General features: G+C 37.0%; 11 protein-coding genes. 2 read left to right on the top strand and 9 right to left on the bottom strand.

All coding sequences use genetic code 11. The features are described from left to right. The first annotated feature begins 1 nt into the window (after position 1). Together CI949_RS11825 and CI949_RS11820 are read left to right on the top strand one after the other, a co-directional pair. Positions 2–736: a LytTR family DNA-binding domain-containing protein gene (locus tag CI949_RS11825; RefSeq protein WP_243734056.1), complete on the top strand. Its 735-nt coding sequence runs from the start codon at positions 2–4 to the stop codon at positions 734–736. Between the two features lie 107 nt (positions 737–843). Further along, the gene (locus CI949_RS11820) at positions 844–2,289 is read left to right on the top strand and encodes a carbon starvation protein A (RefSeq protein WP_108139933.1); all 1,446 of its coding nucleotides are present in this window, start codon (positions 844–846) and stop codon (positions 2,287–2,289) included. A gap of 145 nt (positions 2,290–2,434) precedes the next feature. Here the strand turns inward: CI949_RS11820 and CI949_RS11815 are convergent, their stop codons facing one another. The 9 genes from CI949_RS11815 to CI949_RS11775 all read right to left on the bottom strand — a co-directional run bounded on the left by CI949_RS11815 (position 2,435) and on the right by CI949_RS11775 (position 9,970). Beyond that, complete coding sequence (locus CI949_RS11815) at positions 2,435–2,725, bottom strand: DUF2325 domain-containing protein (RefSeq protein WP_108139935.1); 291 nt, start codon at positions 2,723–2,725, stop codon at positions 2,435–2,437. Positions 2,726–2,837: 112 nt separating this feature from the next. Next, positions 2,838–2,987, bottom strand: a complete 150-nt coding sequence (locus tag CI949_RS11810) for a hypothetical protein (protein WP_166637184.1) — start codon at positions 2,985–2,987, stop codon at positions 2,838–2,840. An 83-nt stretch (positions 2,988–3,070) separates the two neighbouring features. Further along, positions 3,071–3,244 carry a hypothetical protein gene (locus CI949_RS11805; protein ID WP_166637183.1) on the bottom strand — a complete coding sequence of 58 codons (174 nt, stop codon included), beginning with the start codon at positions 3,242–3,244 and terminating at the stop codon, positions 3,071–3,073. Between the two features lie 51 nt (positions 3,245–3,295). Continuing rightward, a complete protein-coding gene (gene feoB, locus CI949_RS11800; RefSeq protein WP_290766814.1) occupies positions 3,296–5,344 on the bottom strand; it encodes a ferrous iron transport protein B in 2,049 nt (682 codons plus the stop codon). Further along, positions 5,344–5,574, bottom strand: coding sequence for a FeoA family protein (locus tag CI949_RS11795; protein ID WP_133531128.1), 231 nt, complete (start codon positions 5,572–5,574; stop codon positions 5,344–5,346). Before CI949_RS11795 ends, feoB begins: the two co-directional genes overlap by 1 nt. A 5-nt stretch (positions 5,575–5,579) precedes the next feature. Continuing rightward, positions 5,580–6,257: a DtxR family transcriptional regulator gene (locus tag CI949_RS11790; protein WP_133531127.1), complete on the bottom strand. Its 678-nt coding sequence runs from the start codon at positions 6,255–6,257 to the stop codon at positions 5,580–5,582. A gap of 307 nt (positions 6,258–6,564) precedes the next feature. Further along, positions 6,565–7,200 carry an ABC transporter ATP-binding protein gene (locus CI949_RS11785; RefSeq protein ID WP_290766811.1) on the bottom strand — a complete coding sequence of 212 codons (636 nt, stop codon included), beginning with the start codon at positions 7,198–7,200 and terminating at the stop codon, positions 6,565–6,567. Beyond that, a complete protein-coding gene (locus CI949_RS11780) occupies positions 7,200–8,837 on the bottom strand; it encodes an iron ABC transporter permease (protein WP_290766809.1) in 1,638 nt (545 codons plus the stop codon). Before CI949_RS11780 ends, CI949_RS11785 begins: the two co-directional genes overlap by 1 nt. Before the next feature lie 113 nt (positions 8,838–8,950). Then, complete coding sequence (locus CI949_RS11775) at positions 8,951–9,970, bottom strand: Fe(3+) ABC transporter substrate-binding protein (protein WP_290766807.1); 1,020 nt, start codon at positions 9,968–9,970, stop codon at positions 8,951–8,953. Positions 9,971–10,492 lie beyond the last annotated feature (522 nt).

The raw sequence follows: 10,492 nt of genomic DNA, 5'->3' as shown, positions 1-10,492 counted from the left end.
GATTCTATTTTTTTATTCAAAAAAATTTGAACTAGATTTACTGTTTAAAGACTATCATAACTGGATTCGGTATTTTTACTTGCCGAATTCAAGTTTAAATAAGCATCAGCTTGATCTGCTATTTTTAGATATCAAAATTCCAGGTATTAGTGGTATGGAAATTGCCAGAATTCTAAAAGAAAAAGAAAATTCTCCTTATATAATTTTTACTACCGCCTATGATGAATATGCAGTTGAAGCTTTTCAGCTGGCTGCTGTTGATTATCTTTTAAAACCAATCAGTGACCAGCGTTTTAAAGAGAGCCTGGAGAAAATAAAAAAAGAAATGGGACAGAGCAGCAATTTCAATCAGCAGCTGGAAAACTTATTTGCCAGCATAAATTCTCAAAACAGAGACCGATCATTAAATAAAATTGCAGTTATGGAAAAAGATTATTATTTGATGCTTGATTTTAAGGATATTTATTATTTTTCCACCAGAGAGAAAAAAGTCTGGGCTCACTGCTTCAAAAAATCTTATATGACAGGTTTTCAGTTAAAAGAACTGGAAAAAATGCTGCCCGATCAGTTTTTTAGAATTCATAAAAGCTATATAGTAAATTTGAAGCAGATCAAAGCAGTTATTCCCTGGTTTAAAGGTAAATATCAGGTTTTAATGGAAGATTACTCTGAACATAAAATTCCGGTCAGCAGATCCAAGGTTGAAAAAATAAATAAACTCTTAAACCTTAAATAATGCAATTGAGTATAATATTTTTACAATTCAGTTAAGATGCCTTTTATAATCCCCGGATCCAGATATAATTAAGATGTATTAAAAAAACTTTTAGGGGGTTATATTTAATGGCATCTTTTCTTATTTCTTTAGCTGTTTTAATTATTGGTTATTTTACTTACGGGAAAATTGTTGACAGGATCTTTGATTCACAGCCGGAGCGGGAAACTCCAGCAATTTCGATGGAAGACGGTGTGGATTACATATCAATGGACTGGAAAAAGGCCTTTTTAATTCAGTTTTTAAACATTGCCGGTTTAGGACCAATTTTTGGTGCAATCGCTGGTGCTTTATGGGGGCCAACTGCTTTTCTCTGGATAGTATTTGGTACAATTTTTGCCGGTGGTGTCCATGATTACTTATCTGGAATGCTTTCTATCCGTTCTGGTGGTGCCTCGATCTCTGAGGTTATTGGAGAAAATCTTGGTGGCACAATCAGACAGATTATGAGAGTTTTTAGTATTGTGCTTTTAGTACTTGTAGGAACAGTATTTATGACCGGTCCTGCAATGCTCTTAGCAAATTTAACTCCAGGTTTTATGGGAGTTAATATCTGGTTAATTATTATTTTAGGTTATTACTTTATTGCTACATTCTTACCAGTTGATAAGATTATTGGTAAATTGTATCCAATCTTTGGTCTGGCTCTTTTAATTATGGCCTTAGGTGTTGGTGGAGGCTTGATCTTTGGCGACTACAATATTCCAAATATCGCTTTAAATAACCTTCATCCTGGTGAATTACCAATGTGGCCTTTATTATTTGTAACTATCGCCTGTGGTGCAATTAGTGGTTTCCACTCAACTCAATCTCCAATTATGGCTCGCTGTACTACCAATGAAAAAGAAGGACGTAAAATTTTCTATGGAGCAATGGTAGCTGAAGGTATTGTAGCTCTAATCTGGGCTGCTGCAGCTATGACTTTCTTCCAGGGAACTGGCGGCTTAAATGAAGCCTTAGCTTCTCTTGGTGGACCAGCCGGTGTTGTTCACGAAATTACAGGAACTATGATGGGAGTTGTCGGTGGAGTCCTGGCAATGCTTGGTGTAATAGCAGCGCCAATTACTTCTGGAGATACAGCTTTTAGAAGTGTGCGTTTAACTCTATCTGATATCTTTGGCCTGGAGCAGAAATCAGTCAAAAATAGATTAATGCTTGCGATTCCAATCTTTATTGTTGGTGGAGCTTTATCTCAGATCAACTTCGATGCTCTCTGGAGATATTTCGCCTGGTCAAATCAGACAGTAGCAATGGTTGTTTTATGGGCAGGAGCAATGTGGCTTGCTAAGCGCGGTAAAAATCACTGGATTGCTTCAATTCCAGCCTTCTTTATGACCGGTGTTTCTTCAACCTATATTCTCTATGCACCAGAAGGATTCCAGCTTCCTTACAGCTTCTCAGTAACTGCCGGAATTATCATCGCTGTTGTGACTATGGGAATTTACATTAAAAAGATTAAGAGTACTCACTTTGAAGAAGAAATTATGCTTTCTGAACAGGAACAGGCTGTTTAAACAATATTTATTGGTACCAGGTCCAAATGAACTCATTTGGACCTGGTTATAAAGAAATATATCACATAAACGCAGACCCTAAATCCGAACTTTAGGATCTGCGTTTTTTTTGATTGAATTTCTCAAGTTTAAATCTAAAAAAATTCTAATTAACTACTGCTCTTCTTTCAAGTTTCTTGTAGATAGAAGCCCAGCTGCGGCGGGCATAAATAACACTAACTTCACTCGCTTTAGCTGCCTTTTTCACCTTGCGCATTACAGCATGATTTATGTAATCAGTCATCACCAGCACAAAATCTGTCTCAGCCGGAATTTCAAAATTCCTAAACTTTGACTTATTGCGGCCATCAAGATGGATAATCTCCTCAAAACCAAGATTTTTTACATTATCTCTAATCGATCCTAAATTATCTGCGCCAACTATCATTAAAGACATTCTACTCTCCTCCTCATATTTTTTGTACCGGGTACATAAAACCAATTTAAGTTCCAGCTACTATAACAATATTTATTAATTGAAAATGGTTCTCAATTGAATCTAAAATTTTTTATTCTTCTTTTCTTTCATCTCCACAGCAGTCATCACTGCCACAATTACAGTCTTCACAGCCATCTCCCGCCAGAGCAAAATGTCTAAGTGAAGTACCTGCAGATAAGACTGCAGAAATTATAATTAAAACTATTAATTGACTTATCATTTGAAATCACTCCCTATTAAGTTTGTGAATTGTTTTACTTGTACCAGGTTCAAATGAGCTCATTTGAACCTGGTACAAGTTCATTAATCATCAATCACAATCTCATCAAAATTATATTCCTTACCACCTGATACCGGGCAGCTCTGATCACTGCAGCCGGCACAGGGACTATCTGTTCCCTTAATTCCACCATAAACTTTCTTTCCTATATAATAAAGACTGCCAAAGCCTAAAATTCCTAAAAATAAATATTCCATAAATAATTTAACCTCCTTAAGCTGAAAAGCTTAAATTCAGTTTTAATATCCTTAAACACCAATTCCTAACAGCATTCCACCCTGATAGATTACAAAAGAAACTAACCAGGCTAAAACAAATAGATAAGACGCTGTAATTATTGGCCACTTCCAGCTCTGAGTTTCTGATTTAATAGCTCCCAGAGTCGCAATGCAGGGAGTATATAAAAGTACCATGGTTAAGAATGAATAAGCTGCCAGTGGGCTGAAGTTTGCTGTTAAAGCTGCTCTCAGTCCACCTTCTCCTGCCGCATAAACAACTCCTAGAGTACCTACAACTACCTCTTTTGCCAGAATACCAAAAACAAGTGATGATGCTGCCTGCCAGTTGCCAAATCCTAATGGTTCGAAGATTGGAGCCATCAGCTGACCAAATTGACCGATCAAACTCTGAGCTGAAGCATATTCAACACCCAGTGGTAAATTAGCCAGTACCCAGATTAAAACTACAACTGCGAAAATAATTGTTCCTGCTTTTTTGATAAAGGCTCCTACTTTTTCCCACATATGAATAAAAACTCCTTTTAAGGTTGGGAATCTGTAGGGAGGTAATTCCATAACAAAGTGTGATCTCTCACCCTTGAATAATATTTTATTAAAAATTCCGGCCATAATCACTGCCATTACAATTCCCAGTGCATAGAGTGAAAAAACTACTGTACTTGCGTGATTGGGAAATAAAGCTCCGGCAAAAACTACATAAACCGGTAATCTGGCTGAACAGGACATCAGTGGATTAATTAAAATCGAAATAATACGGTCCCGCTTGCTGTCTAAAGTTCTGGTTGCCATTACACCAGGTACATTACAGCCAAAACCAACAATCATTGGAATAAAGGACTTTCCGTGGAGTCCCAGTTTGCTCATCACCTTGTCCATTACATAAGCTGCCCTCGACATATAGCCGCTGTCTTCTAAAATACCGATTGCCAGGAATAAAAGAAAAATATTTGGGATAAAGACCAGTACTGAGCCCACACCACCAATAATTCCATCAGTGATAAAGGAAGTAATTAAAGGAGAAATACCCGCCCCAACTAAGAGGCCACCAAGCCAGCCGCCTGCAGCTTCAAAGAAGGCCTCGATATAGCCAATCAGTGGGTCACCAAGAGTAAAGGTAAATTTAAAAATTCCCCACATAACTGCCATAAAAATCGGGATTCCCAGATATTTATTAGTTACAATCGCATCAATTTTATCAGATACATTTTCTGGCTCCTGATCGGCCGCTGGCCGCTGCACACTTTCAGAAATAACTTTATTGATGAATTCATATTTTTTATCAATTATAATATTATCAAAATCATCTTCTGCCTTAAGTTCCCTTTCAGCAATTAAACTTTTAATCTTTTTAGCTTTGGAAACACCAACTTCTCTTTCCAAAAGTTTTACAGCTTCCGGATCATGTTCAATTAACTTAACTGCTGCCCAGCGCTGATTGATCTGACTGGTAAAATCAAATTCCTTGAGCATGGAAACTACTTCGGAAATTAAATCTTCTACCTCACTGCCGTAATCAATTTTTAGAGCAGCCTCAGATAAATCACGATGCTGAACAGTTTCTGCTAATAGACTGTCAATTCCTCTACCTTTACTGGCAACAGTTTCCACAACTGGAGTACCGAGCAGCTGGCCGATTTTTTCTTTGTCGATCTTGATTCCTTTTTTCTCAGCCTCATCTGCCATATTTAAAACTGCAATCAAATCTAAACCCATTTCTAGAAGCTGAACCGTAAAGTATAAGTTGCGGTCCAGATTAGAAGAGTTAATAATATTTAAAACAACATCGTAATCACCAGTTGTCAGAAAATCTCTTGCCACTACCTCATCTTCTGAATATGCTCCCAGAGAATATGTACCCGGGAGATCAATAACTTCCAGTGAATAATTTTGATAAGAAGCCCTACCTGTTTTCTTTTCTACTGTAACTCCCGGCCAGTTTCCAACATGCTGTCTGGAACCTGTTAGTTCATTAAACATTGTTGTCTTACCGGAGTTGGGATTACCGGCCAGAGCAACCTTTACTTCATTGTTTTTTCTTTTACTTTTATTTAGAGCCATTAATTTTCACATCCTTTAGTATCTACTATCACTTTATGAGCCATTCCATGTCCCAGTGCAACTCTATTATCTCCCAGACCAACAATTAAAGGTCCACCAGAACTGCTGTGGATTTTAACTTTTTTTCCGCTGACAAATCCTAAATCTGTTAATTTACCTTTTGCTGTTCTACCGCCAACTATTTCTTTAATGCAGGCTGTTTCACCCGGTCTTAACATCGCTAAAGGCATCAATTCTAAACCTCCTTAACCAGGATCTCTGCTGCTTCATCCCGGCGCAAACTCAAACTATAACCTCTAACCTTCACTTCAATCGGATCTCCCATTGGTGCCTTACCTTTGACTTCAATACTGGCACCTCTATTTAAACCCATGTCCATTAATTTTCTTTTTAAACGACCTTTGGACTGAATCTTAACTACCTCTGCTTTAGAACCAACTTTAACCTTATCTAACATCAGCTCAGCTGCTGCCATTTTTTTGTCCTCCTTTTCTGCTTTCAATTTGAAAGCACAATTTTGCTCTTTTATATAATCATTTTTTATTAAGTAATCCACCATCTTATTAAAACTTTCTTCACTTAGAGCGTGCTCAATACTGCAGGCATCATGATCAGCATTTTTTTCGCTTACTCCAAGTGTTTTGTTTAAAAATAAATATAAAATTTGATGTTTGCAGCGAATCTTCTCTGCTGCTTTGAGACCGGCTTCCGTTAATTTAATCGGTCCGTATTTCTCCTGGCTGATTAAACCTTCCTGATTCAATTTTTTTAAACCCTGGTTAACAGATGAAGCTGCAATTTCTAAATAATTTGCAATATCTGTTACTCGAGCCGAACCATTTTCTTTAATCAAATTGAAAATTGCCTCCAGATAATCTTCCAGTGATTCTGATAAATTAATCTCTGCTTCCAATGCTCTCTCCTCCAATTTTTAGGCTGGCCTAAAACTAATCTAAAAAAATTACTTGTACAACTTCTGCCAAACTGAAATTTTAAGCTGTAATCAGCCAGTCAAAAAATTTCCTATCCAAACTCAGATCATAAAATATCTAAAATATTAATTGAAAACGATTCTCAACTTCAAGTAAAATTATATATAAACTAATTACTTTTGTCAAGATTAATTTGCAAAAAAATTGTTTGTCCTGCCCGATATAGCAGTTATTAGTAATTATTGCTAATAAGGAGAACTGAAGTTTATTTGCTTTTTAAAAGTCATTCTAATTCATTAAAATCTCTCTGGCCTGCATAAATTCTGCATCTTCCCTATCGTGTGAAACTAAAATAGTTGTGACTCCAACTTCTTTAATTATTTGATTCAATTCTCTTCTAATTTTATCTTTCAACTCGGCATCCAAATTACTGAAAGGCTCATCTAAAAGTAGAAGTTCTGGACCTGGAGCTAAGGTTCTGGCCAGAGCAATTCTCTGCTGCTGCCCACCTGATAATTGATGGGGATATCTTTTTTCAAAACCTTCTAAATTTACAAGCTCTAAAAGCTCCTTAACTCTAGCTTTTCTCTGAGCTTTACTTAAGTGATCAATGCCAAAGGCGATATTTTTTTCCACACTTAAATGAGGAAATAAAGCATAATCCTGAAAAACCATTCCTACTTCTCTTTTTTCTGCTGCTTGAAACTTATGCTCAGCCGCCACAGTCTCTCCGGCAATTTTAATTTCTCCAGCGGCAGGTATTTCTAAACCTGCAGTCAGACGCAGGACTGTACTCTTACCACTACCACTGGCACCAACCAGAGCTACAATCTCTCCTTTTTCAACTTCCAGGTTAAAATTTTCTACTATATTTGTTTCTTTTTTATTATAAGCAAAAGTTAAATTTTTAATTTCTAACTGCATTATTCATTCCTCCTCTTCCGGCGGTGAGTAATTAAATAAATAGCTGCTGCTGAAAAGAAAATTAGAACCAGCGATAAATCAGCCGCCCGGTAAATCATTTCATCAGAAGCATATTCAAAAGCTTTGGTTGCCAGGGTGTCAAAATTAAAGGGTCTTAAAATCATAGTCAGCGGTAGTTCCTTCATTATTTCGATAAAAACCAGCAAAAATCCACTCATCAGGGCCGGTTTCAGCATCGGGAGATCAATCTTAAAAAATGTTTCGGTAACTCCCTTACCCAGTGTTCTTGAAGCTTCAAAATAACTTTCTCCAATTTTTTCATAACCACTGTTAACCGAATTAAAGGCTATTCCCATAAAACGGACTGCATAGGCAAAAATCAGCATCACTAAAGTGCTGCTTAGAACAATATTTGTCTCTATCCCAAAACCTGCCTGCAGCAGAGCAAAAAGCTGATCAAGCTGCAGCATAAAAAGCAGAATTCCAACTGCAATTACAGCACCGGGGATAGAATAACCAAGAATTGTGATTCTCGCTAAAAGGTTGGAGATAAAGCTGGAGCTCATTCTGGCTGTTGTAGCAACGATTACTGCTCCCACCAGAATTAAAACTGCTGCTCCTCCCCCGGTTAAAAAAGAACTAAAAGCAAAATGGAGGGTTTCCAGCAGCTCTCCTCCCCCACTTAAAAAGCTCCAGTAGATAAGCTGGGCTGTAGGGAGTAAAAATCCAAAAAAGAAAACTCCATAGGTAAAAACTTGAGCCAGAAGTTTTTTCCTGCCTTCCAATTTTCTCCTGCTTAAAGGTCTAATATTAGAAGTAGAATAGCTGTACTTTCTACCTCCCCGCATTAACTTTTCAATAAATAGAACTACAAAGATCACCAGCATGGCCATTACCGCCAGCCGAACTGAAGTCGGCAGATCTCCCATTCCAAACCAGCTTTTAAAAATTGCCGTAGTAAAGGTGCTGATTCCAAAATATTTTACAACCCCATAATCATTTAAAACTTCCATCATTACCAGGCTGCTGCCGGCAACGACTGCTCCTCGGGAAAGGGGCAGGATGATTTTAAAAAAGATAGTACTGTCACTTTTACCTAAAAGCCTTGAGCTTTCCAGTAGGGAAGCTGACTGTTTGGCCAGAAAGGCTTTAGTCATTAAAAAAACATAGGGAAAAAGAAAAATTGTATAAATAAAGATAGCGCCTCTTAAATTCATGAAGTCAAAATACTGCTGTGAAAGCTGCAGCTGAAATTTATTGCGCAAAAATGTCTGTAAGGGTCCGGTGTAGCTGAACATCCCCTGATATACATAGGCTCCAATATAGGGTGGGATGGCCAGAGGCAGAATCAGCCCCCAGCTCAAAAAATCTCTTCCCGGGAAATCATAGGCAGCTATTATCCAGGCTAAACCTGCTCCTAAAAAAGCAGCCAGCAGACCGGTAGCAAGTACTAATATCAGAGAGTTTTGGAAATAGTTGATAAGCAGATAATCTCTTACATGCTCCCAGTTTTCTCCTGCCTCACCAAATAGATTGATAATAATATTTAAATTTGGAATTAAAAGCAGAATTATAATCCCGGCTGTCAGCAGAAACCAGCCCGGCGAAGCTTTTTTTAGCTTTTTTAATAGCTGCATCTTTACACCACCTTTTCAAAAAAATATTAGCTATAATTTCCTAGCATTAAAACAACTTTTTCTAATCGATATTCAAATAGACTTTAGATTAAATTTGATTTCTAGCCTTTTATTTACTGCCAGCCGACCCGGTTAAAGATTCTAACTGCTGTCTGATTGTGAATTCCAAGCTCTGTCAAATTAATGTTCTGTGGCTCAAAATCTCCCCAGGACTGCAGAAGTTCGGAGGCTTCTACTTCTGGATTAACCGGATACTCATAATTTGCTGAAGCAAAAAATTCCTGTGCTGAAGCTGAACTTAGATACTCTAACAGCTTAACAGCATTCTCTCTGTTGGGAGCATTTTTAACAACTCCGGCTCCACTAACATTAATGTGGGTTCCATTTTCTCCATCAGGAAAGTGGATTCCAACATTTTCAGCCACTTCAACTTCAGCTGGATTATCAGAATTGATCATCTTCCCTAAATAATAGGTGTTCATAATTGCCAGATTTCCTTCACCAGCTGCAACTGCTGTTGCCTGAGCGCGATCATTACCCTGTGGTTTACGAGCCATATTGTCAACAACTCCAGCAGCCCAGTCTTCAGCCCACTCTTCTCCATAAATTGAAACTAAGGAAGCTAAGAGAGACTGATTATAGATGTTGGCAGATGATCTAACTAAAATTTCATCCCGCCACTGATCTGAAGTTAAATCTGCATATCCTCCCAGTTCAGCAGGATCAACTCTATCTTTAGCATAAACTATAACTCTGCTCCTCATTGTTAAACCATACCAGTAATTATCTTGATCTCTTAAATTCTCAGGTACATTCTGATTAAGAGTTTCAGTAGTTACTGCCTCTAATATATCTCTCTCCTTTGCTCTATGTAATCTACCTGCATCGGCAGTGATTAATAGATCTGCGGGAGAATTTTCTCCTTCTCTAGCAATTCTCTCGATTAACTGATCGGAATCACCTTTAAGTACATTAACCTCAATTCCTGTTTCTTCTGTAAAAAGGTTCAAAATTTCCTCGTCTGTATCATAATGACGATTTGTATATAAATTTACCTCTTCTGCTGCAACAGCAGCTGTTCCCAATCCAACAAAAATACTTATTAAAATTGTAATTGTAATTAATTTTCTCATCTGAATTCCTCCTCGATCTAATTTTATTTGAAAATGATTCTCAACTTCAGACGATTTTAATTATAACTAAACCAATTTGTTTTGTCAAGATTAAAAGCAAAAAAAATATAGCCATGAGCCCTGCTATAGCAACTATTAGTAATTATTACTGTTAACAGATAGTAGCTGGATGATAATTATCTTAATCAAAAAAATTTCTGTTTTAAAAAACTTTCATGTTAAAAAAGTATTTTTTTCCGCATGGCAGCAGTGATTATTCACTACATTATTTTAAAAATAATCCTGCTGCTGAAATTATAACTTTAAAAAGCGGTAGAAAATATAACTTTTAATCTTTTTCTAATCTTTATTTAAAGTTTTTTTAATAATCCACTGATACTATATAATTGTAGCAAAGAGATAAACTTTGTTATCCCCTTTTTGAAGCTGTTGCAGAGGACAGCTTTAAGCATAGATAAAAGTAATAGATACTTTTCTCCTTGTTTTAACCGCCTTTTTCCCGAGGCGGTTTTTTTCATTTTT

This window comes from Halanaerobium sp. (genome assembly GCF_003070835.1).
Note: the sequence above shows the minus strand (reverse complement) of the source record. Positions and strands in the feature narration are given on the sequence as shown.